Consider the following 22707-nt stretch of genomic DNA (forward strand, 5'->3'; position numbering starts at 1 on the left):
TTTGGCCGTTCAAGACCGTCAGGCGGGAAAACGATCCCCCGGATCGTTTTCTGACCCACCTTTCACTTCACGACCAAGATCCACCTCCGTGTCAATGCAGCGGGTCTGCCCATAAGAACCGAAATCACGCCGGGCCAGACGTCGGATTATCTGGGGTTCGATCTGGTCATGGCCGACAACCTGCCAGAGCCGAGTGTCCTGCTGGCCCCCTCTCACACATGCAAGCATGTGTTGTCGGGCAATGGACAGAGGCTATGATGCTGACAGCATTCGGGAAAAGATGGAGGCACGCGACGTTCTCACCCAAATTCCCATGCGCAAATCCCGTAAAATGCGCGTCGGTGTGGATCATTCGCTGTATTCGTTGCGCAACCTCGTCGAACGGTGCTTCAACAAGCTGAAAAACGCTCGACGTGTCGCAACCCGCTACGACAAAACCGCCGAGAGCTTCCTTGGCTTTATAGACATCACGTCCATCCGCCTCTGGGTCCGCCTTTTGTCAACATGACCTAGCGGTTGTCGACTGCGGCTACCCGCTGGTCGGTAGGGCATTCGAGAATGCCCGAGAGGCGCGGGCATGGCGTGAAGACGACGAAGGTGCTGATCAGCGGCACCCGGAAAGGCGCGACGCCCGCACTGGCGAAGCTACTCCGCCGCCGCAGCGCCATCGAGCCCGAGATCGGTCATATGAAGTCCGACGGACGCCTCGGCCGCTGCACTCTGAAAGGATCGATCGGCGATGCGATCTTCGCCGTCCTCTGCGGCTGCGGCCACAACATCCGCAAGATCCTCGCCCACATCAGGGCGGTCCTCACCGCGATTTTGACCGTCTTGTATCTCAGGCATTCGTTGAAAAATCAGCGCCGCGGCTTTCTTTTAGCAGCTGATCGCGCAAACCTTTGAGTTGTTTTAGACGGTAAGGGAGGAGAAAGTTTAGACAAGAAACGTAGGACACGATACACGAATAGGTCTTTCAACAGCTTGTGTGGCCCAGGCTGGTTCAGTTGACTTCCATCCCTGTATTTGGCAGGTTTCCAGTAATCGCCTATCGTATCCCAAACGACACCGCCCACCACACGGTCATGAGGGATTTGCCCCAGAACATTATACTGTTGCACAAACGGTGCTTCGCAAAGTGATGAGAATGCGGCTTGATTGTGCTGTCGCAAATCCTCTTGTTCAATCCCCGGCATGAGATCACGAGCCGCCTCAACGAAGGCGAGGGCACCTTTCCGTAGCTCAGTCAGATAGCCATCCCGGATCCGTTCATTAATACCCTTCTTTTTACCCACGGGTACGATTTTTCCGTCGATTTTATTCAAGTATACAGTGGAATTGGTAACTGATGAAAAAATCAACTCTACCAGCTCCACTCCGGACATGATGGCCGTCGAAATATCTTCAGGCTGGCCGCAGGCGAACAAATAGCCGTCATGGCGTATTTGATCCGAGACCCGGTTATGCGTGCCGATGCAGAAGGCGGGGATGTCCGATCCAAGTATCTCGTTCAGCGCTTTGATAGAGCTCAAGGCCCAGCCGACATCAACCCATGCAACCTTCTGCCCTGTTGCGATCATTTCTTGTTCTTCGGCGAAATACTCGAGGATTACAGCCTTTTCCTTTGCCGCTGCGACCCTCAGGTAAGTCTCATGCCGCTCCAGATGTTTGGAATAAGGTAAAAGCTTCTTGTTGTCTGCTGCGTGATCGGTCGGGGTGAGCCCCAAAATTTCGAAAAAAGCTCTCTCAGTAATGAGTCCTTGACCTGCAAACAGCGAGTCCAAGCTGTCTAGATCATTGCCGTCCAGAGTCGGAAAAACCGTCATGCGACGTGAGGCGGGTATAGTACGATATTCGATATCCGTATTTCCCAATACCTTGAGTGCCTCAGCGACAATTATGCCATCACGTTCCAGCAGCAAGAGCCGCTGGATCCCCCCCGCCTTAGCTTGGGACACCAGATATTGTGCGAAACCGACGAGTAGTGGCCCCCCATAAGCGTAGCCGAAAGTCTCAATCATCGAGCGCGATGCGTTAGGCTCGGCAAGCCATTGCGTGTATTGCCCCAAAACGACGCTACCTGCTAGTGTCTCGGCGAAGGGGCGCAAGGCTGCGGCATTAACGTCGTTTTTACTGTGCAGCCGATGCAGTTGCTGCGTCTCTATCGCGCAAATCCCGGCAGCTTTTCCATTTGCGACATCCGAAGATAAATTATCCCCGACATGTAGGACGCGATCAGGCTGAACCCCCTCAGCATCTAGAGCATACGAAAAGAGTTTACCGTTATATTTCCCAATATTAGCGGCGCGGTGATCGGATGAGGTATAGACCTTGTCGACCGTCACACCGGCGACCTGCAAAAGACCATCAACTTGGGCTGATGAAAGATATATATCGGAAATCGCTACGACGCGCCGACCTGCCAGCCGCGCACGGGAAATCAGCGCGGCAATAGTTGCATTGGGATACAAGAAACGGTTTTCCGCATTAAGTTCTTTGGACATAGCATTTTCCGGCAATGCAAAGGATTCGACTAGAACGCCGTAGATTTCTTCAAGCGAAACTTCCGACCCGCGCGCGGCGTGTTGCGCCCGCGCTTTCGCCTCTGCCTCGATACGCGCTTTAGAAAAGCCCTTCCAGCCTTCGGCCGTCTCGAGCCAACGGAAAACGTCGGTCGGCTCAACAACTCGCCGAGCCAGAATCGTATCGAAAACGTCAAGGGTCAAGACATCAACATGATCTAGCAGGTGATCCAACCCAGTCGTGCCAAATGCAAGAGAACTGCCTAAGCCCGCACGCGCCAGACGACGCGTGTCCACCGCAAGCTGATTAACATCAGTGCGTGCAATGATGAGGTAATCATGCCCGGTTAGGCACCGCTCGATACTACGGAAGGCCGTCCGGTCATGGTCTTCGCTGGCTTCGATTTGGATAAGAAACGGACGCTTGGCAAAATCGTAGGACTCAATCACCGTCAGATCAATCCCTTCAAGGTCCAACGAAAGCATAAGTGGAGCCTTAGAGAATTCTGTCGCCATTAAGGTCGAAAGGGTAACAGCGGGCACAGTGATCGTCTCGAGTTCCACCTCATCAGGCTTGCCAGTGAATTGTCCAAAAAAACCAGGTGAAATGCTGCTTAGTTCGCCCTGCGGTGCAATATGAAGCGTCGTAAATTCCTGCGGCTCCGGAGTGATACAAAAGTTCAGAAGCCGGTCGTGCGGGCGATGACGGGCGAGTTCCGGCAACAACGAAGGATTACCTTCAACCAAAACGCCGGTCATGCCAAGCCCACGATGCAAGAGATATGTCGCGGACCCAGCCACGGGATGATAAGCGCCGCATTCGACGTATTTTTCCTGTTTCAAATCAAGTCCTTCTCGGGTGGCCAGAGCCCGCAGAAAACACAGTGATAGGTAATCTTCAGCGCATTGACCGTAGAAGGTAGGCAACACGATGGGAAAGCCCGGTTCCGACAGGCCCAGTCGTTTGGTTTCGGCGCGCCAATGAGGATTAATGTGGGTCTTATTCATTAATAATATTCTCTAGAGATCTCGTAGGTACGGTTTCAAACGTCTTTATTTCAATTAGTGCGCATGTGCCATCTCCTTTAAGACATTCAAGGTTCCGCTATCGTCGAATGATCCAAAAAGGACCGTTTGTTGAACGCTCGGCAAGGTCAGCAGCGTTCGTGCTCTTCATCAGTCGGATTCGTTTTTGCTTGCATCAGTCTATCGTGCTGAGGCCTCTTGGTCGGCGCAATACACACATATCGCCATTTACACTTTAGGGCACCTCGATTTTTGACCGTTTTCGCGACCATGAAGCAGGTGATGCAGGCTGAAGTGCGTCGGAACGCGCATCAAGGACCGTCAGCTGCAAGGTTGTTGCGTCCCACCTGATGATGCGCTGCCCATTTCCGGACTGTTTTTCGTGATGCGCAGCATGATCTGCGTGCTTGGCCGATCGTTTGTCACGTCGGATTTGGGTTGATGCGGGCTCTGACGATGTAACCGCCCTCCCGACGGCATCTGTGTGCCAAGATGGGTCTGCGAGGATCCACAAAAGGAGAGCGGTCATGTCGGAGATTATCACGGTCGGAATCGATCCAACCAGGGGTGACAATGTCCGCAATATTTAAATTTTATGTGATGGGCAGGTTGCGCGGACTCTAGAAATCATACCTGCTAGGTGTTCAGTCCCGGCATCTGGTGGATCGGATTTATGATGAAATGATCTGTCTATGAAGCCAAGGACGCTCTCGGCGGTTTTGTCGTAGCGGGTTGCGACACGGCGAGCATTTTTGAGCTTGTTGAAGCACCGCTCGACCAAGTTCCGCAAGGAATATAGCGAATGATCGACACCAACGCGCATCTTACGTGATTTGCGCATTGGGATTTGGGTAAGCACGTCCCGCGCCTCCATATTTTTTCGAATTCTGTCAGCATCATAGCCTCTGTCCATTGCCCGACAACACATGCTTGCATGTGTGAGAGGGGGCCAACAGGACGCTCGGCTCTGGTAAATTGTCAGCCATGACCAAATCGAACCCGAGGTAATCGGACGTCTGACCTGGCGTGATCTCGGTTCTCATGGGCGGGCCGACGGCATTGACACGGAGGTGGATCTTGGTCGTGAAGTGGAAGGTGGATCAGAAAATGATCCGGGGGATCGTTTTCCCAGCTGACGAACTTGAACGGCCAAAACCTTGTCGCGGAGTCCCCCTTTAGCGCCCGCTGCCTCGCTCTCGGGACATCGCAAGGGCGATGGCCGATCGTTTTTCACACCGGACAAATGGCACTGGGACGAGGTCGTGATCATGATCCGTGAGAAGAAGCATTTACGAGGGCCAAGACACCGCTGAGAAGTGACGATCGCGAAGGTCGGGGCGGGGCTCATCTTTCGTCACCGCCCCGGCGCTTCTCATCGCGCTCTCGACGCGCTTTCTGAACCTTGGTGCGCGCAACTTTATTTAGGATATCGTCGAGCGTTTGGTGCTCTCGCGCCTGTGCCGCTTTCGGCACAAAATGCGCGATCAGTTGCCCCGCGAATTCGGTCACGCGAGCGACCGCCTCTAAGCCCTCGGAGAGCTGCCGACGCTCACTTGCGATCGACTCCTCAGCCTCGGCCTTTGCGGTCGTTCTCAAACGCGTTATCGCGGTCCCGAACCTCTCTGCCATGCGCATCGCCGAATGCTGTGCGCGCCTCATCCGGGTCAGTTTTGCACGAACGTTCTCGTTCGCCTGCGCCGCATCGCCTGACAACAATTCAGGCACCTGCTCTGGTAAAGTCTTCCCTTGCGCCAGCAGTTACGCTGTCGCAAGAACGGCATCCGCGGATCGATTTTTGCGATCCGCCATCTCCTCTTTCTCCGCCGTCAGTTTTTTTGCGCGACCAAGTCCTCGCGCGCTGCCCGCAGCCTCTGTGTCTGAGCATTGAGTTCGCGTGCGCGAGACGCATTCGCTTCCGCCTGATGCGCGTTTTCTCGACGCGTAGTTTCGTCTCGCGCTTTCTCTATGTCGAGCGCTTCCCGCTCCTGCGCGACCTCCCCGAGTTGTTCATTGCCGAGATCGAAAAGGTCGTCCGCGACACGCTTGAGACTTTCCGCCGCTTTACGTATGTCCCGAGCCTCCGCAGCCCGCTTTTCATCCATTGCGTTCTGTTCGCGGGCGACCATGCGGCGACGGTATTCCACGCGCGACAGCCGCTCGCGCTGCGGGCCAAATCTTAGCAATCCCGCATGCCGCGAGACCGCCTCATAGAGCTCGTCCTGCCATTCCCGCATAGCGTCTTTATAGAGTTGATCGCCCGTTTCTCTGGATAGCGAGCGCTCGAGTCCGCATGCACGCAGATGCCGCCTGCGATCTTCGAAAGCGGCGCGTCCAGGATGAAGGTCGACAACCGAGCCGCGCTCGCGATCCAGAGCGAAAAGGTGAACATGTATCTGCGCTTCGTCCGAGTGAATCACAGCGAGCGCAAACTCCCCGCCCGCCGCCTCGATCCGGTCCTTCTCGAAGGCGACGAATGCGCTGAACACGGCGCGGCACTCATTCATCAAAGCCGGATCGGCGCACGCCTCCGCGCTCGTGATCGGGAGTGCGCACACGCTCGAATAAAGCGTGTGCGCATCCTTCCGAAGCTTGCGCTTTCTCGTCGTCTTCGCGCCGGTTTTCGGATCCGAATAGGGAAAGCTTTGCGTGACATTCGTCGCCCGCTGATGCGCGACACGAAGCTCATCGAAAGACCCGCACGTGCCTGCGATGATCTGCGGGGTTCGGTCTGGCCGGCGCACATGATCACAGCTCCCCTCGACACGCTCGGCTTCGTCGAGAACCTGCTGCGCACGCTAGGCGCGCTGGCCGTTTTTGCGCGTGCGGCCGACCTTTCCCTTCGCCGTTGTCGCGCCCTGTCGCGACCAGGTTTCGACATGTCCGAACTGATATCCCTGCATTCAAAATTTCTCGCGTCCGCTGGATGGATGCGAGGGAATTAGGGACAACTGAAACGGATCAAAAAATGCGCTTGCAGCCGCGTGTTTTGGGCGCTGTTTCAACAGGTGTAGGGACCGACTATACGTATTCTCGCTTTGCTTCGAATACGTGTCGGCCAAAGGGGACTGCGTTTCCCCCTCTGGACACCCCCGGCGCCGCTGCGCGCCGCCTGGGCGAGAAGCCTCGCACCCCCCCAATCCCCCCAGACCCTTTCCGCGCGACGAGGCGGCAGCCGCACCTCCCCCCCGGCCCCCAGCTCAGGACCGCTCGCAGCTTTTCCTGGACCGTTCAGGCGCCCGTCTGGCGGACCGGGGAGACACGCGCCGTTTTCCCCGGACCCCTCAAGGCGCCGCCGGCGGGTCGAGAGGGCGTTTGCCGCGCCGCAGGCGGCTTTCACCCCTCTCGACGTTCTCCCCGAACGCGCCCCGATTAGCCCCACTCCGGTGAGGGTGTGCGCAATGTAGGAGAGGGCCTTGGGACATGGCTTGGTTGCGTGCTGCCGTCTTTGACGCACGCAACCAAGCCACGACCCAAAGCTCAAAAATCAGGGGTCAGTCGGGGTGATGCGCTGCGTTGTTTTTGTTCATCAACACAGCGAGACACCTATGCTCCAAAATCGTTTTCTTCATCTGCTCCCCGGCGGCTCTCTTGTCCCCGGAGATGTCTTTCGCATGCGCTTTCCTTACGGCGCAGATCGCACGCCCGATGGCACGTTCGAGATCCCGCCGAACCCGCGTATTTGCCTGATGCTGTCGCGCGGCCGGATTGGCGCGGACCCGATGAATGTCATCGCCCCCGGCTTGCGTGCCGAGGGCCAAAGGCGGCGCCCCGACGACATCTTGATCGCCGATCCCGTCGAGATCGCGGCCCTCAAACTGGATCAGGCAACGATCTTTCGTGCGTCGTATCGTTTGATGATTTGCCCCGAGTCCGAACTGTTCGAACCGCGCGCAATTCTCGGCAGACTGAGCACCGAACAGCGCGCGCAATTCGACGCGGTGACCCAGAGGCTCGCGCGTGCAAAACGCGAGATCCGCTCACTCCTCAAACCTCGTGTCGAGATCTACCGTCCCAAGGGCCTCTAAGCGGCTCCAAGGACGCTCGACCGGGCTGCAATGTTCGGCCGCCTCGCACTTAAGGCGGCCGGATCTTGCAGCCCGTTTTCTTAAAAAAATCCACCGATAAGGATATTAAAATGACACATCACACACACCCCGAAGACTTCACCCCGCAAGAGCTGCGCGCACACCGCGCCGAGCTGAACAATGTGCTTTATGGCTGTTGCGCCACGCCGAGCGCCGACGAACTTGCGGCAGCGACTTTGCTGGACAAATGGATACGCTCCAGCGGCGCGGGCGATGTCGCGCTGCTGGGCGAACTGGTCGAAGCAAATCGCAAAACCCGCGATGTCAAAACCAGCGCGCTGATCGCGCTCGATGAGGCGCACAACTGGGCCTATTTCAGCGATGGCTGGATGCGCCTCGGCGCGTGCTTCAATCCACATAAAGGCGCGCCGCGTCAGATCATGTGCGGTGTCGCCACCAATATGCGCGAGCTGCGCGACTATCTCGATAGTCTCGGCACCTGGGCGCAAATGGCCCTCGATTCCCTCGACAAACAGGCTTGCAAAACCTGACGTCTCCTCACGTCGGCGGACCCTGCCGCCGCCGGGCGCACGCTTCGGGATCCAACCCGTCCTGGCTGCTCAACTCGCGTGCGCTCGATTTTCTTCTTTACCCCAAGAGCCGGGTCTAGGGCAGCGCCCCGGATGCTGCGGCCCCCTCATACGAGGGCCGCAGCATCCGCAGCGCCGTTTTCGAAAGGGATTTCCCATGCATCACCAATTCAATTTTTTTGGCAATGTCCGTCCTCAGACCATCGCGCCGCTCCAACTGGATCTGCGCGACGAAGATCTCAACCGGATCCAGACGCTCGCGCTCAAAGCCCGCGACAGCCCGCATGATTTGCCGCAGGACTATCTGCGCGGCACGCTCTGCGATCTGCAATTCTTCGAGGCTCAGATTGTCCAGCAGCGGGTTCTGAGCGAGGCCTTTCGCGATGCCTCTAGCGCGTTGCTGCGCCATCTTGCGCGCATCGAACCCGACGAGGATCAGGCCTTCGCACTCGACCGTGTGATCTGGCACCTGCGCGATGCTCTCAACGCCTCGCACCGGGGGGCCGACCTGATGGATGCAAAGCAGGAGATTGGCGCGCGCAGCAGCGGCAAAAAGTGATGCGTCCCGATCCTAGCAGGCCATGTATCGGCTTGACCTCGCGTTCCCATGACGGGAGCCTGACATCTCGAGAGATTGACCGGATCTCCGGCGCTGCGCGGCATCAAACGCCATCCGCAGCAGTCCAGAACTGCACCGTTTCAGGCGGGTCGAACGCCTCTATTGCGGTGGATTGGCCCCCATCAGAACGCACAAAAAATTTCTTGGGAAAGAAATGCTCCAATTCACGTCTGCCCGCAGAGCAAGGTTATCAGATCAAATGGCAACGGAAACAGAAGTTGCCAGATTTGATGGATAAACGCGCTACATCGCAGTCCGATTTGAATGGGCTAAGGCTCGTGACGGGCGAGGAACTCGCAGAGGCATTCCGCTTCAGCGGAGTCACCGGTGCGTTTCGAAAATGGTGTGCAGAAATCGGTGTCGCTTCGGTTCCGGGACGCAAAAACCTTTACGACCCAAAGCTCGTCAGGGATCGCCTCGACGCAATCCAAGGCCCGCAATCACAACCTATTAACACTGACATTGCTGCTTCGATGTCACTTGTTGAAAAACGGAGGATACGTTGTGGCAATCTGCCGACTTAAAGGCATTCACCAGGTCCGAAAACGGCTCGCGAATGCGAAAATACGCGAGTATCATTATGCGTTCCGTGGGGGTCCGCAGTTCTGGCATAGCGATAACGGCGTGGCGATCGGAAGCCCCGATTATGTGGCTGCATTCAGCAATGCCGCTAAGCCCGGGCGCCTAACGAAGATCCCAGATATAGCCTCTGGATCTACGACTCGAGCGGTCATTGAGCGCTATCGGAGATCGCTTCATTTTCAGAAGCTGGCTGAGCGGACACAGAGCGACTACGAAAAATACCTGAAGTCATTCGATACCGAGTTCGGCGTCGACCCGATCAAGATGTTCGAAGAGAAGGAATCTCTGGGTGAGATTCGGACTTGGAAGGAACAATGGTCGCACTCTCCGAAGAGTTACGACTACGCGACGAGTGTCGTGACCCGTTTGCTCAATTGGGCGCGCGACGAAGATGTCGCTCTTAGCAATCATCATCACGTCAACGTGGCTCGGCTTTATAAGTCAAATCGGTCGGAGATCATCTGGTTGCCCGAGGAATTGCGCGCGCTGCTCGCCGTAGCGAATGACCGTGAAGCGCGCGTGGTGATTGCTGCCTCTGAGGGCGGTCTTACGCCGCAAGATATTGGCATTCTTACGCGCGATCGCGTCCAGAATACTCCGAAGGGACGCCGCCTGCTATTCAAGCGATCAAAGTCGAAAAAGGTGACCAGCATTCCTGTGACACCCGCGCTTGCAAAGCTGATCGATGAGACGCCAAACGAGCAGAAACAGCTGATTATCTCTCTCGATGGGCGGCGCCCTCAGCCCGAGCGCGCATCCGGGATTGTGCGCGACCTTAAGGCAAGGGCAAACGCGGCGGCTGCAACAAATACTACACTGTATCATATCCGCGATGAACTGCGGCTCTATGATATGCGCGGCACGGCTGCGACAGAGTTGCTGCGCGCGGGTTGCTCGCTGAACGAGATTGCTGTGACGATGGGATGGGGGTTGCGTCATGCGGCAAACATCATCGAGAAATATGCGGCGATCGTGCCCGAGGTGGCCGATGAGGTTCTTGCAAAGCTGACTGCTGCACGGCGCGAATCTGAAGACTCGAAGTAACGGATCAGTCGAAACGCGCCGTGAATGACGTAGCCGTCAAAGAGACATGTGCGTCGAGCGGTGGCCGAAGCTCGAAAGCCCGAGGGCCGCGTGAGAACTGGTAAAGTCGAAACAACACCCAATCCTCTCGTTGGTCCTCGGCCACCGCTAATTCATTGCGAGAGATGTGAAACGGGGTGCGCTCCCAGCCATTCGTCGTTTTAACTTCGATTAGCCGGGGCTTACCCTGGGGGGTGAAGCTGCGGATGTCATAGCCCGCGCCATCACCCTCTTCGGCGCTCACCCAGTCAATCTCTCGGGCAAGGTCGTCGCGCCCAGCGGATCGCAGCGCGCTTTGCTCATGGAGCAACACCCGTTCTTCTCCCATCTTGCCAAGCGCGCGGTTGCGCGCATCACGCCCGGCGACGTCGAACTTTCGCGCAACACCAAGCATCTGCTCAAGTTCGTCGGGCGGAGGCGTATTGCGCTGTGTCGGGGGCGGCTCGGGCCAAAGGGGGGCGGCTTCGTGGAAAGTGCTGGTGTTCATTTGTGTGGGCGGCACGATCCAGCCGCCTTGCTTTTGAAGCTGACGGTTTACCGCGTCTTCAAGCGAAGCCTGGAAGTTGAAGGCGGGCTTGTAGCCAGCGATCCAAGTTTCGCCCAATCCCATGAGAACGGCCGAGATGTTCTGGTGCTTGAACTCAATCGAGCCACGCGACCTTGCGATCTGTGATTGTAGGTCTCTATTGTGCGCCGCTTTGTTATAGCGCTGTCCTGACAGATCATACCCGAGCATGGCGAAGTAATCGGCCACGATCGCCGCATTCTCCGACTCGCTCCAGTCCTCGCCTGCCATGCGGCCAGGCTATGATCGGGCGATCAAATTGTCAGCAGGAAAGGCAAAATTCGGGTCTGTTTTGTAAACCGACCTGTAAACCAAGGCCCAGAAATTCGGCTAAGTAGTGGAGGCGAGTAGGAGAATCGAACTCCTGTACACGGATTTGCAATCCGCTGCGTCACCACTCCGCCAACTCGCCATCCGTGGTGTGTGCGATCAATTACGGCATCGTTTGACTTCGCGCAAGAGGCATCTGAGGGGGAAGCTGCGATTGTGCGTGGGCTGCGCGCGGGGTGTGCGCTGCATGTGACGTGGTGGGACCGGCGCTTCTTGCCCCGTGGGGGGTTCTATGGCAAAACCTGACTTGAAGGTTTCACACCGAAGAGTTCACACCATGCAAGATTTCGCTACGCGCCGCACCATGATGGTGGATACGCAGGTTCGCCCCAGCGACGTAACCAAGTTCCCAATCATCGAAGCCATGCTTCATGTTCCGCGTGAAGAGTTCGTGCCAGCCGGGCGGCGTGAAGCGGCCTATATCGGCGAAAACCTGGAAATCGCGCCGGGTCGGGTTCTGCTGGAGCCGCGCAGTTTTACCAAGATGCTGGATGCGCTTGATTTGCAGCCTGATGATCTGGTGCTCGATATTGGCTGTGGTCTTGGATATTCCTCGGCTGTCATCGCGCGCCTTGCCGAAGCGGTTGTCGCGCTGGATGTCGAAGATATGGCGACGCAGGCCGAGGGGCTTTTGGCGCATATCGGGGCGGATAACGTCGCTGTCGTGCCCGGCGATCTGGCCGCTGGGGCCGCGCGTCACGGGCCGTATGACGCGATCATTATCGAAGGTGCGGTCGAGCGAGTGCCCGAAGCGATTCTCGATCAACTGAAAGAGGGTGGACGTATTGCGGCCATCTTCATGGAAGGCGCACTTGGAGTCGTTCGGATCGGCTACAAAATCGACGACCAAATCAACTGGCGTGATATCTTTAACGGCACCGCGCCAGTGCTACCGGGATTTGTTGGGGACCACGGCTTCGTGCTCTGAAAGGCACATCTTTTCAACTAGTAAAAGGCGTGAATTGATTCAGCAGGCTTAGGGTGTAGACTTATAGGCCACGAATGCCGGTGCGTGGAACTGGCGCGAACAAAGGTCGAGGGCAGAGGCATGCTTCGTAAGGGTTTGAAGACATTTATTTTTCTGGGTGCGAGTTCGGCGATGCTGATGGTGGCACCTGCTATTGCAAGCGCCGAAACGCTGGCGGATGCGCTGGTCTCGGCCTACCGAAATTCCAACCTGCTTGAACAAAACCGCGCCACGTTGCGCGCCGCTGACGAGGATGTCGCGCAGGCCGTAGCCGCGCTGCGCCCCGTTATTCAATGGACCGCCGACTATAGTCTGCAGCACACCAATATCTCGCCTACGACAGGTGGGTCGGTGACGTCGCGCGTTGCCTCGACCACGCTTGGGGCGTCGATGACGCTGCTCAGCTTTGGCCGCAACAGCATCGCGGTCGAGATGAAGAAAGAAACCGTTCTTGCCACTCGTGAGGCGTTGCGCTCGATCGAACAGCAAGTGCTGCTGAGCGCGATCCAGGCCTATTCCGATGTGAAAAGCGCCTCTGAGCAGGTCGCGATCAACCAGAACTCGGTGCGGGTGCTGAGCCAGGAACTCAAAGCGTCCAACGACCGTTTTGAAGTGGGCGAAGTCACCAAGACCGACGTGTCGCTCGCGCAAGCTCAGTTGGCTTCGGCGCGCGCATCGCTTGCGTCGGCAGAGGGGAACCAGCGCACGGCACGCGAGTCTTTCAAGGCAGCAACCGGCCATTATCCCAAGAATTTGGCCGCTTTCCCGAAAGCGCCGACATTGCCCAAATCGTTGGATGCGGCCCGCGCGATTGCGCTGCGCAGCCAGCCTACCATCAAACAGCTTCAGCACACGGTCACCGTTTATGATCTTGGTGTGTCTCTCGCAAAAGCCAACCGGATGCCGAAAGTGACCGGCACGGTGGGATTTGGTCTTGACGAAGGCGGGGTGCGTGGCACTTCGGCCAATATCGGAATGAGCCAGACGCTATATGCGGGTGGCGGACTGATCTCGGGGCAGCGTCAAGCGATTGCGAATGCACAAGCGGCGCGCGCACAGCTTAGCCAAGCTGGCGTGACGGTTACGCAAGGTGTGGGCAATGCCTGGGCTGCGATCGACATCGCGCGCGCGCAAATCACGGCTTATGATCAGCAGATCAGGGCTGCGCGCACCGCCTATAATGGTGTTAAGGAAGAGGCGCTTTTGGGCGCACGCACCACGCTGGACGTGCTGTCGGCAGAACAGGATTTGCTCGATGCACAAGCAGGGCGGATCAATGCTGCGGCCACATTGCAGGTAGCATATTATCAACTTTTGTCGGCTATGGGTTTGTTGACGGTAGAAAACCTCAAACTCGGGATCCCGACTTATGATCCAGCTGCTTACTATAACGCGGTGCATAATGCGCCGATCACACTTAGCCCGCAGGGCAAGCGACTTGATCGTGTGTTGCAGGCCATTGGCCAGAACTGATTGCGTGGCGGGCGCGGAGCCATTCTGGCCGCGCCTGCTCGCTGTTTTCGGGCTTTGCTGTAGAAAGCCCGTGTCGAACGGCGCATTTCTTTTATATACTGAGACTGGACAGGCGCCGCTTTGCGCCTCAGGATGGCGCTACGATGGCTGAAACCGGAACCAGACCCGAAATCGAAGATGTGCTCTCCTCAATCCGGCGGCTCGTGTCGCAGGATACGCGGCCCTCTGTGACAGTGAAGGCGTTGACATCCGCGCCGGATACCTTGGTTTTGACGCCCGCGCAGCTTGTTACGCAGGACGCGCCAGACGAGGTGAGTGAGACGCCCGGGGCCAACACTTACAACACGCAAGTCAACAGTCCTGAAAAGATGCATGGCTCTCCTGTTGGAGAGGTCGCGCCCGGGTCCGCCTCCGAATTACAAAGTGATCTGGTCGCGACTGGGCGTCGCACGGCACCGATGAGTGCGCCGCAAGATTGGGAGCCTGACTTCGACGACAGCGCTGCGCAAGACTGGCCTCATGCCGAGACGCTCGTGGCGCAACTGTCCTCCGACGGGGCTGGTTTGGGCGATGAATTGACCCGGCTTGAGGATACGATTGCACGACTCGAGGCAGAAGTGTCTTTGAGCGAAACCGAGTTTGAATCGGAAACCGGCGACCCCTTTGTCGCAGATGGCATGGCACCGTTGGCCGATCTGCCCGAAAGCTTTGACGAGGCGGCGTTGATTTCTGAGGCGCCTTACGCGGCGCTGTTCGAAGCGCCCGTCGATGAGGTGGCCGATAGCGAAGCGGGCGCGCCATCCGTTCCGGAGCCTGCGACAACGGAAGATGTGACGCCTGCCGATGACGCGGTCGATTCGTCCGGGATGGACCCGGACCTCCAGCATGGCGATTGGGCGGAGAGTGCGCAGGACGATCCGCATTGGCCTGATCTCTCTGACGTCGCTAGGATCGAAGACGCGCAACTGGTCGCGACGGGCGCCGCACCGCGCCGGCTCCATCTGGGCGATGCGGCCGAGGTCCATTTTGATGGGCCGCAGCGCGCCTCGAGCTATGAAACCATGCGTGAAGATATCGCGATCGAGGATGAGTTCCCGGAATTGGCCGATCTCGACCAGGATGGGGCAGGGGATGACAGCGATCTGATTGATGCCGCATTGCCGATCGATGAAGAGGCGCTGCATGCGCTGGTGTCAGACTTGATCCGCAAAGAACTGAAAGGCGCAATGGGGGCACGGATCACGCGCAACGTGCGCAAGCTTGTGCGCCGTGAAATCCAACGCGCCCTTATCGGCCGCGATCTTGAATAACGCTCGTTAGCGCCGCAGCGCGCGCATATGTCTATATAAGAAAACGGCGCGCCCATCTCGGGGTGCGCCGTTTTTCATACAGGTTCCTTAGTCGCAGATCAGGCGGCTTCCGCCTCATCCGAGTTTGCTGCCATCCGACGTTCGCTTTCCTCGCGCGACAGTGCCACCGACGTGCGCACGCCCTTGGACACGAAATCCATCAGCCCAGTGACAACCCGTTCATTGGGGTCAATGCCAGCGCAAGACAGCACTTCACGGCCGTCGCGCGAACGCGCCCAACGAGCAATCTGTTCGGGACCATTCCCGTATTTCTTGTCATCAGCGATCGCATCGTCGAGAGCGGCCAATACTACGGCGGCAAACAATTTGCGGGCCCGCTGGCCCTGTTCGTAATTGAAGGCCGAGCCATCAACAAAATCGCGCATGTTTCCGTCCTTTGTTATTGCTCTTGCGTTTCTCGGTGTGACGGCCATCTATGGCCGTTTGGTGCCGATTCGATACGGTCCTTGACACATGGCAGCTATGCGCAGAATGCATAGCACACCCGCCAAGGATTGCATATCTCTCAGAGAGCAACGCATTTCGCTTTTCCACTTAAGAGAGGGCCCAAAGATTTCAAGGGCATATTGGTCCCGCAACTCGCCGCAGGCCGCCCCTGAAAAGCATAATTTTATTTATATAAAACAAAATGTTGCATGATATTTGTCAAGGTCCTGACCCGTGGAAGATTTTTCTGGCTCGGCTGAGGATTTGCATATTGCATCATACGTTTCGCGCGAAACACGCTCACGTAGAAAGCGAATGGCAGGTCTTGACCTTTGTCAAAACCGCTCTGCCGCAGGAATCATATTAATGTGATCTGCGCCGATCCAGCCATCATTCCGGCCTCGGCGCGTTCAAAGCGCAAATAGGCGATCGCGTGATCTCCGGCGCGGGTGAACAACTGCCCGACTTTGCGCCCTTCCACGGTGATCTCGTCTCCGGGTTGCGCGCTCCCTTGCACGGCAACGCGCACAAAGCCTTTGCGCAGTTCGGTCTTGTGCTTCATGCGCGCCGTCACCTCTTGGCCGACATAGCACCCTTTGCGAAAATCGACGCCGTGAAGCCGCTCGAATCCGGCCTCCAGAATATAGGTGTCTGGTGTCAGCTCGATTCCGGTCTGGGGGATGCAGTGCGCGACACGGATCGCATCCCAATCGCTGCCGTCATCGCCCGATTGTGCCCCATAAAGCCGCCAGCCCATTGCCGGATCGCGCGGATCCGGCAAAGCGCCCTCGGGGGCGGGGCCGGTGCCGCAATAGACCTGCAGCGCAGAAGGGGCGATGGCGACATCAGCGCGCAGCTTATACATCGACAACCGCTTGATTGTGGGCTCGGCGATCGATGCATCAATATCGAGCAAAATCGCCTCGTCCTGCGCGATCAAAAAGAAATCCGCCAGATACTTGCCCTGCGGCGTCAAAAGCGCCGCATAGATTGGCCCCTGCGCCAGAAGGCGCAGATCATTTGTGACCAGTCCTTGCAGGAAATGTTCGCGGTCCGGGCCGGTGATCTCATAAAGCTGGCGCATGGGCATTCTGGCCTCCTTTGCACTCGATATATGTGGCTTTGGCCGCGCTGCCAGCCCTAGTCGAGAAGTTGCATCCGGCACAGGCCTGCATAGGGGCCATCTTGGGCAAGCAGCGTCTCATGTGTGCCTTGCTCGACGACGCGCCCGTCAACGATCACCACGATCTTGTCGGCGTTGCGCACGGTGGACAGGCGATGCGCGATCACCAGGGTGGTGCGGCCTTTGCTCAGATCGCTCAGCGCTTGGGCGACCTTCGCCTCTGAGACGGTATCCAGCGCCGAGGTCGCCTCATCCAGCAACAGGATCGGCGCATCGCGCAGCACGGCGCGCGCGATGGCGACGCGTTGACGTTGCCCGCCCGACAGCGCCGATCCGCGCGGCCCGGCTTGCGTGTCGATGCCATCGCTCAGCGCATCGGTGAATTCGGTGACATGGGCGGCTTGCAAGGCGCGCTGCACGGTCTGCGGGTCCACATCCCTGCGCCCGAGCAGCACGTTCTCACGGATCGATTCATCGAAAAGTGCGGCGTCTTGCGACACGCTCGAAAACTGCGCGCGCAGCTCGCTCAGGTCGAGCGCCTCGATCGCCACTCCGCCCAAGGTGATCTCGCCACTTTCGCAATCAATGAGCCGGGTGAGCAGGTTGAAGACCGTCGTTTTGCCCGCGCCCGATGGGCCGACCAACGCGGTCGTCTGTCCGGGCTCGGCCACGAAACTCAGGCCGCGCAAAACATCCTTTTCGCCATAGCGCAGGCGCACGTCGTCAAGCACGATGCGCTTCTCAAGCGGCATCGCTTGGGGATGTGCCGGCGAGGTGATGCCGGGCGCGGTATCAAACAGCCGGTAAATGCGCTCAAGGCTGGCGGCGGCTGTCTGCCAAGTGCCCGTCAGGTTCGCCAAACGCCGCAGCGGTTGAAATGCCAGCGCCATCGCGGTGAAAAACGACATGAACTCGCCGACGGTCCGCTCGCCCTCGATAATCTGACGTCCCCCGAGCACCAGCACCAAGAAAAAGCCGAACCCAGTTACCACGTCGATCAGGGCCGGAATCGTGCCCTGCGTCGCCGTGACCTTGAGCATCGCGACGCGGATATTGTTCACCAAAGCACCAAAGCGATTGGCTTGGTAATCCTCGATCCCGTTGAGTTTGACAGCCGCGATGCCGTGAAACACCTCATCCAGCCGGGTGGAGCGATCCGAGGACCGTTCGCGCATCTGGCGTGTCTTGCGCCGAATATAGCGCTGCACGATCGCTGCGGGAAAAATCAACAGCGGCGCGCCGATGATTGCCCATAGCGTCCAGATCGGATCAATCGAGATCGCGACCGAAAATAGCGAAATAAGCGCCACCGCATCGCGCCCCGCGCCGGTGATGAATACCTGCCAGACGCCTTGCACCGCTTTGGTGTCGCCCTGCACGCGCTCCATCAGATCGCCCGGAGAATTGTCGCTATAGAACCGCTGATCAAGGCGCAGCATATGGCGCAGCAGATCAACCTGAAGCGCCGAACTGGTGCCATAGGCGACTTGCGCCATCACAGTGCGCGACGCGATCGAGGTGACGGCGCGGATCAGGAACAGCCCGAAAATTGCGCCGCCGACCCACCATAGCAGGCTCGAGTTTCCCTCTCTGAACACCTTGTCGAACAACGGTTTCAGCATCCAGCTGAGCGCGCCAAGCGTCGCGCCTTCGATGGTCAGCAGCAGCCCGGCAAGTGCCATCATCGGCCAATGGGGGCGCAAATAGTCGCGCCACATCCGGCTCATAAGGCGCTTGGAACTATAGGGATCAGGTTGAGCGGCCAAGGTGGTCCTGCGAGTTGAGCGCTTTCGGGCGCGGGATGGGATAGGCATTAACGCGAGAGAGGGGGCGCGCGCAAGCATAGGAGCGATTGACGCCCCTCACGCGCCCGATTACCGATAGAGCGTTTTCAACGCCGGAGTTTCCAAATGAGCTTGTCCCAAGGCCGTCCCTATCTTGCCATACCCGGCCCTTCGACCATGCCCGACCGGGTGCTTGCGGCGATGCATCGGCCTGCGCCCAATATCTACGAGGGTGATATTGAACAGCTTGCCGCGCGGGTCGCGGATGGTCTGCGCCGCGTCGCGATGAGCACCAGCCATGTCGCAATCTATATCGCCAACGGGCATGGCGCGTGGGAGGCCTCGCTGGCCAATATCTTTTCGCGTGGTGACAAGGCGCTGGCGCTGATCACGGGGCGGTTTGGCAATATCTGGGCGCAGTCGGCAGCGGCGATGGGGATCGAGGTTGAGCGTCTCGATTTCGGGATCAAGACGCCCGTCGATCCGGCCCAAGTGGAGACCGCTCTGCGCGCCGATACCGGCCATCAGATCAAGGCCGTGTTGATGACCCAAGTCGATACCGCAACGAGCGTGCGCAACGACATTGCAGGGGTGCGCGCGGCGATTGACGCTGCGGGGCATCCGGCGCTGTTGATGGTCGATGCGATCGCGTCGTTGGGATGTGATGAATTTCGCATGGATGATTGGGGCGTCGACGTGATGGTCGCCGCAAGCCAAAAGGGGCTGATGGTGCCGCCGGGTCTGGGTTTTGTGTGGTTTTCCGACAAGGCCAATGAGGTCAGCAAGAAAGCCGGTCTGGTAACGCCCTATTGGAACTGGCAGCCGCGCGCTTTCCCCGAATTGGTCTATCAGTATTTCGGCGGCACCGCCCCGACACATCACCTGTTCGGGCTGGATGAATCGCTCAAGATGATCCTCGACGAGGAAGGCTTGCCCCATATCTGGGCGCGTCACGCCACGCTTGCGCGCGCGGTCTGGGCCGCGTTCGAGGCTTGGGGGCAGGGCGGGGATATCACGCTGAACGTGCCAGAGCGCAGCCATCGCGCCCATTCAGTGACGGCGGCGCGCATTGGCGGCGGTGGCGCGCAGCGCTTGCGGCGCTGGTTGGAAACCGAGGCAGGTGTGACGCTGGGCATTGGCTTGGGCATGGCCGAACCCGGCACGCCCGAAGCCAATGATTTTCTGCGCGTCGCGCATATGGGGCATGTGAACGCCCATATGACGCTGGGGGCGCTGGCCACCATGGAGGCCGGGATGCAGGCCTTGGGGATCGCGCATGGGGGCGGCGCACTTGCTGCTGCCGCCGCCGAGGTCGCCAAGGGCTGAACGCGCGACACGCTAGGTCTTCTAGGCTTGCCCGTGGCGCTCCAGCCATTCGGTAAGCCAGCCCAGCTCATCCTCGTCGTCGCGCCGGATCGGGGCGCTTTGTTCAAACGCAATGGACAGGCGCTGCTCACGGCCTGACTGCGTGGTGCCCGCATAGGCGCCAAAAGCCAATGCGAACGCCAGCGGGCTGAGCATAGCGATACGAGTGTTGCGGGTTTTGCGACTCATGGGACTGCTCCTGTTTTGCGACAGAACATGAGCAGTGTGGTGAGTCGGATCAACTCACCAATGGCGGAGGGGACGCTTGATCGGCCCCCTTCCGCCGATGTGCTTGGCGGATTTACGCCTTGTCGGCCAGTGCCTTACACCAAGCTTCCATTTCCTTGGTCGCGACTTCCATCGGCGGCTCAAGGAAGGTCAGATGAAAGCTGTCGCCCATATCGGCCACGCCAATCGCGCGTGGGCGCACGGCCAGCACATGCGGGTTGGGCAGCGCCACACCAAAGCAGAACACGATGTTCTTGGCGTCTTTGATCCCGTCGGCCACGGTGCCGTCGATCGATTTCGTATGCGCGTAGTGATCGAAGGTCGCGATATAGGCGACCTTGGGATGGGCGTCGATTTTGGCGTGCAGCTTGGCGATGATGTCATCGACTGAGGCGCAAGAGGTCTCGCCCTTGGGCAGGGTCATATCGAAAACCGGGTACTTTTCCATCAGCAGAGATTGTTTCATCGCGCTTTCCTTTATCTGAGAGTCAAGTTTGAGACACAGATGAACCGGATCGCGGGGCCAATCAACGCGACAGGGTGGCGCGGGCAGATTTCAGCGCTTCGGGCAAGGCGGCGGCAAAGGCGTCAAGTTCGGGCTCGGGGCCGACCGAGACGCGGATGCAGCGATCTTGTGGGGCGACGAAAGGCATGCGGACAAACACGCCTCGCTTGCCCAATTCCTGCAGGACCGTGCGCGCGAAAGCCCCATCCGCGCCGCAATCAATGGCGACGAAATTGGCCGCCGAGGGCAGGGCCGTCAGCCCATTTTGCGCCGCGATCTGGGTAATCCGGGTGCGCGCGCCCGTCACCAGAAGCCGCATATAGGCCTGCCAAGTGGTATCTTGCAGCGCCGCCAGCGCGCCCGCCTGAGAGATCCGACACATGCCGAAATGGTTGCGGATCTTGTCGAACGCCGCGATCAGCGACGGCGCGGCCAGCGCATAGCCTACCCGCGCGCCCGCCATGCCATGCGCCTTGGAAAAGGTCCGCATCCGGATCACGCGCGGATCATCGGTGGCAATGCGCGCCTCGGTCCCCTCTGGGGCGAATTCCACGTAAGCCTCATCAAGCACCATCAACGTGCCGTCTGGCAGCGCCTCGATCATCGCCTCGACCGCCGCGCGGGGGTGATGGCTGCCCATCGGGTTGTCGGGATTGGCAAGATAGACCAGCTTGGCGTTTGTGTCAGCCGCTTTGGCCAGCAGCGCCTGCGAGTCTTCGTGATCATCGCGGTAGGCAACCTTATGCAGCACGCCGCCAAAACCCGCGACATGGTAGTTAAAGGTCGGATAGGCCCCGTCCGAGGTGACCACCGCATCGCCCGGCTCGATCATCAGGCGGCACAGATAGCCCAGCAGCCCGTCAATTCCTTCCCCCACCAGCACGTTCTCGATGCCGACCCCATGCGCGGCGGCAATCGCTGCGCGCAGATCATGGCTGCTGGAATCGCCGTATTTCCAGACATCGCCGGCGGCGGCGGCCATCGCGGCAATCGCGCGCGGGCTCGGGCCAAAGCCATTTTCATTCGCCCCAAGCCTTGCGGTGAAGGGGCGGCCAGCGATGCGTTCTTGCTCCTCGGGCCCGATGAAAGGCACGGTGGCAGGCAGGCTGTTGATCAATTTTGTATAGCGAGGTCCAGTCATGCCCCAAGGGGTAAGCGCAAAGCGTTTCTGCGGCAAGGGGGCGTGTGGAACTTGGCGCTGGGTCTGTGCTTTATGCTGGAGTATGCAATTGCAGACGACCCTGACCGGAGAGCCAGCCGATGAGCGCCAGTGAGACCTCCTTCGCCAAAAGTCTGTTTCACACCCTGACAGGCGACAAAAGCGGCACCCCCAAAGAGCTAAGCGATCAGGCGAGCCGCGCCGAGCCTGCGAACTTCCTGCGCCATGTCGCCTCGCTGTCGATGACCAAACTGGCCGATGGGCTGATCGACCCGAAACTGGTGCTAAGCTGGCTGATGCAGGCGGTTGGCGCGCCTGCCTCGCTGGTGTCTTGGTTGGTGCCGATCCGAGAGGCCGGCTCGCTGCTGCCCCAACTGTTCACCGCGCCGCGTATCCGCCGGATGCCGCAGCGCAAATGGGCTTGGGCAGCGGGCAGTCTGTTTCAGGGGCTGGCGGCGGCGGCCATCGTGGGTATCGCGATCACGATGCAGGGGATGGGCGCGGGTCTGACGATACTGGCGGCGCTGGCTGTGCTAGCGATAGCGCGCTCGATCTCATCGGTGAGCTATAAGGACGTGCTGGGCAAGACGGTGGATCGCACGCGTCGCGGCACCACGACCGGGATCGCCACCACGATTTCCGCAGCGGGGGTGATCCTGTTTGCGGTGATCTTGATCACCGGCATTTTTGGGCGGATGAACCTTGTGATCGGGGCGATTTCTCTTGCAGCGCTGCTTTGGATCGCAGCGGCGGCGGTGTTCTCGACCTTGCGAGAAGAGGACCAGCCGGGCGAGCCGGGAAAAGGCGTGGGCTGGCACGAATTGGCGCTGCTGTGGCAGGACCGTGATCTGGGGAAATTCGTGATTGCGCGCACGCTGTTGCTGCCCACAGCGCTTGCCCCGCCCTATATCGTGCTGCTCGCCGCGCGGGCGGGGGATACGCGGTTTGGCGCGCTCGGGGCGATGGTG

The 22707-nt window shown here is 58.9% G+C and carries 18 protein-coding genes, 1 tRNA gene and 4 pseudogenes; 11 read left to right on the forward strand and 12 right to left on the reverse strand.

Annotated features, from left to right (window positions below; all coding sequences use genetic code 11):
• Positions 1-66: 66 nt before the first annotated feature.
• A pseudogene (locus QZ571_RS15950) lies at positions 67-508 on the forward strand (IS5 family transposase); the annotation flags it as partial.
• Between the two features lie 62 nt (positions 509-570).
• Positions 571-903, forward strand: a pseudogene (locus tag QZ571_RS15955) (IS5/IS1182 family transposase); the annotation flags it as partial.
• On the opposite strand, the gene QZ571_RS15960 reads toward QZ571_RS15955, so the two are convergent.
• The 4 genes and pseudogenes from QZ571_RS15960 to QZ571_RS15975 form a co-directional block, all read right to left on the reverse strand.
• Complete coding sequence (locus QZ571_RS15960; protein WP_295536889.1) at positions 858-3527, reverse strand: FkbM family methyltransferase; 2670 nt, start codon at positions 3525-3527, stop codon at positions 858-860. The pseudogene QZ571_RS15955 and the gene QZ571_RS15960 overlap by 46 nt on opposite strands.
• A gap of 706 nt (positions 3528-4233) precedes the next feature.
• Positions 4234-4732, reverse strand: a pseudogene (locus tag QZ571_RS15965) (transposase); the annotation flags it as partial.
• Positions 4733-4889: 157 nt separating this feature from the next.
• Positions 4890-5270 carry a hypothetical protein gene (locus tag QZ571_RS15970; protein WP_295536890.1) on the reverse strand — a complete coding sequence of 127 codons (381 nt, stop codon included), beginning with the start codon at positions 5268-5270 and terminating at the stop codon, positions 4890-4892.
• A 101-nt stretch (positions 5271-5371) separates the two neighbouring features.
• Entirely contained in the window at positions 5372-6286 is a 915-nt protein-coding gene (locus tag QZ571_RS15975) for a hypothetical protein (RefSeq protein ID WP_295536891.1), read from the reverse strand.
• A gap of 870 nt (positions 6287-7156) precedes the next feature.
• Here QZ571_RS15975 and QZ571_RS15980 point away from each other — a divergent pair.
• The 4 genes from QZ571_RS15980 to QZ571_RS15995 all read left to right on the forward strand — a co-directional run bounded on the left by QZ571_RS15980 (position 7157) and on the right by QZ571_RS15995 (position 10405).
• The gene (locus QZ571_RS15980) at positions 7157-7570 is read left to right on the forward strand and encodes a hypothetical protein (RefSeq protein ID WP_295536892.1); all 414 of its coding nucleotides are present in this window, start codon (positions 7157-7159) and stop codon (positions 7568-7570) included.
• A 110-nt stretch (positions 7571-7680) separates the two neighbouring features.
• Positions 7681-8121: a DUF6634 family protein gene (locus QZ571_RS15985; protein WP_295536893.1), complete on the forward strand. Its 441-nt coding sequence runs from the start codon at positions 7681-7683 to the stop codon at positions 8119-8121.
• A 196-nt stretch (positions 8122-8317) separates the two neighbouring features.
• Positions 8318-8719 (forward strand): hypothetical protein, encoded by a 402-nt coding sequence (locus QZ571_RS15990; protein ID WP_295536894.1) that lies wholly within the window; start codon positions 8318-8320, stop codon positions 8717-8719.
• A 387-nt stretch (positions 8720-9106) separates the two neighbouring features.
• Positions 9107-10405, forward strand: a complete 1299-nt coding sequence (locus tag QZ571_RS15995; RefSeq protein ID WP_295536895.1) for a tyrosine-type recombinase/integrase — start codon at positions 9107-9109, stop codon at positions 10403-10405.
• Between the two features lie 4 nt (positions 10406-10409).
• Here QZ571_RS15995 and QZ571_RS16000 read toward each other — a convergent pair whose 3' ends face one another.
• Together QZ571_RS16000 and QZ571_RS16005 are read right to left on the reverse strand one after the other, a co-directional pair.
• Positions 10410-11240, reverse strand: a complete 831-nt coding sequence (locus QZ571_RS16000; protein WP_295536896.1) for a DUF3883 domain-containing protein — start codon at positions 11238-11240, stop codon at positions 10410-10412.
• A 107-nt stretch (positions 11241-11347) separates the two neighbouring features.
• Positions 11348-11421 (reverse strand) — tRNA-Cys (locus QZ571_RS16005).
• 195 nt (positions 11422-11616) lie between these two features.
• Between QZ571_RS16005 and QZ571_RS16010 the strand changes: the two genes are divergently transcribed.
• The 3 genes from QZ571_RS16010 to QZ571_RS16020 all read left to right on the forward strand — a co-directional run bounded on the left by QZ571_RS16010 (position 11617) and on the right by QZ571_RS16020 (position 15089).
• Entirely contained in the window at positions 11617-12267 is a 651-nt protein-coding gene (locus QZ571_RS16010; protein ID WP_295536897.1) for a protein-L-isoaspartate O-methyltransferase, read from the forward strand.
• A 120-nt stretch (positions 12268-12387) separates the two neighbouring features.
• Positions 12388-13779, forward strand: coding sequence for a TolC family outer membrane protein (locus QZ571_RS16015; protein WP_295536898.1), 1392 nt, complete (start codon positions 12388-12390; stop codon positions 13777-13779).
• Between the two features lie 143 nt (positions 13780-13922).
• Positions 13923-15089, forward strand: a complete 1167-nt coding sequence (locus QZ571_RS16020) for a hypothetical protein (protein ID WP_295536900.1) — start codon at positions 13923-13925, stop codon at positions 15087-15089.
• A gap of 98 nt (positions 15090-15187) precedes the next feature.
• Here QZ571_RS16020 and QZ571_RS16025 read toward each other — a convergent pair whose 3' ends face one another.
• From QZ571_RS16025 to QZ571_RS16035, 3 genes are all read right to left on the reverse strand, one after another.
• The gene (locus QZ571_RS16025; protein WP_295536902.1) at positions 15188-15514 is read right to left on the reverse strand and encodes a DUF6280 family protein; all 327 of its coding nucleotides are present in this window, start codon (positions 15512-15514) and stop codon (positions 15188-15190) included.
• A gap of 419 nt (positions 15515-15933) precedes the next feature.
• Positions 15934-16665 (reverse strand): folate-binding protein, encoded by a 732-nt coding sequence (locus QZ571_RS16030; RefSeq protein ID WP_295536905.1) that lies wholly within the window; start codon positions 16663-16665, stop codon positions 15934-15936.
• A gap of 50 nt (positions 16666-16715) precedes the next feature.
• A complete protein-coding gene (locus QZ571_RS16035; protein WP_295536907.1) occupies positions 16716-18464 on the reverse strand; it encodes an ABC transporter ATP-binding protein in 1749 nt (582 codons plus the stop codon).
• A 144-nt stretch (positions 18465-18608) separates the two neighbouring features.
• On the opposite strand from QZ571_RS16035, the gene QZ571_RS16040 reads away from it, so the two are divergent.
• Positions 18609-19808 carry an aminotransferase class V-fold PLP-dependent enzyme gene (locus tag QZ571_RS16040; RefSeq protein WP_295536909.1) on the forward strand — a complete coding sequence of 400 codons (1200 nt, stop codon included), beginning with the start codon at positions 18609-18611 and terminating at the stop codon, positions 19806-19808.
• Positions 19809-19829: 21 nt separating this feature from the next.
• Here the strand turns inward: QZ571_RS16040 and QZ571_RS16045 are convergent, their stop codons facing one another.
• The 3 genes from QZ571_RS16045 to QZ571_RS16055 form a co-directional block, all read right to left on the reverse strand.
• Entirely contained in the window at positions 19830-20036 is a 207-nt protein-coding gene (locus tag QZ571_RS16045; protein WP_295536911.1) for a hypothetical protein, read from the reverse strand.
• Between the two features lie 112 nt (positions 20037-20148).
• Complete coding sequence (locus QZ571_RS16050; RefSeq protein ID WP_295536912.1) at positions 20149-20541, reverse strand: DUF6858 family protein; 393 nt, start codon at positions 20539-20541, stop codon at positions 20149-20151.
• A gap of 61 nt (positions 20542-20602) precedes the next feature.
• On the reverse strand, positions 20603-21721 hold the full coding sequence (locus QZ571_RS16055) for a pyridoxal phosphate-dependent aminotransferase (RefSeq protein WP_295536914.1): 1119 nt from the start codon (positions 21719-21721) through the stop codon (positions 20603-20605).
• Positions 21722-21840: 119 nt separating this feature from the next.
• Here QZ571_RS16055 and QZ571_RS16060 point away from each other — a divergent pair.
• Positions 21841-22707 (forward strand): annotated as a pseudogene (locus QZ571_RS16060) (MFS transporter); the annotation flags it as partial.

Origin of the sequence: uncultured Thioclava sp., assembly GCF_913064665.1 — a bacterium.
In the GTDB taxonomy this organism is placed as follows: domain Bacteria; phylum Pseudomonadota; class Alphaproteobacteria; order Rhodobacterales; family Rhodobacteraceae; genus Thioclava; species Thioclava arctica.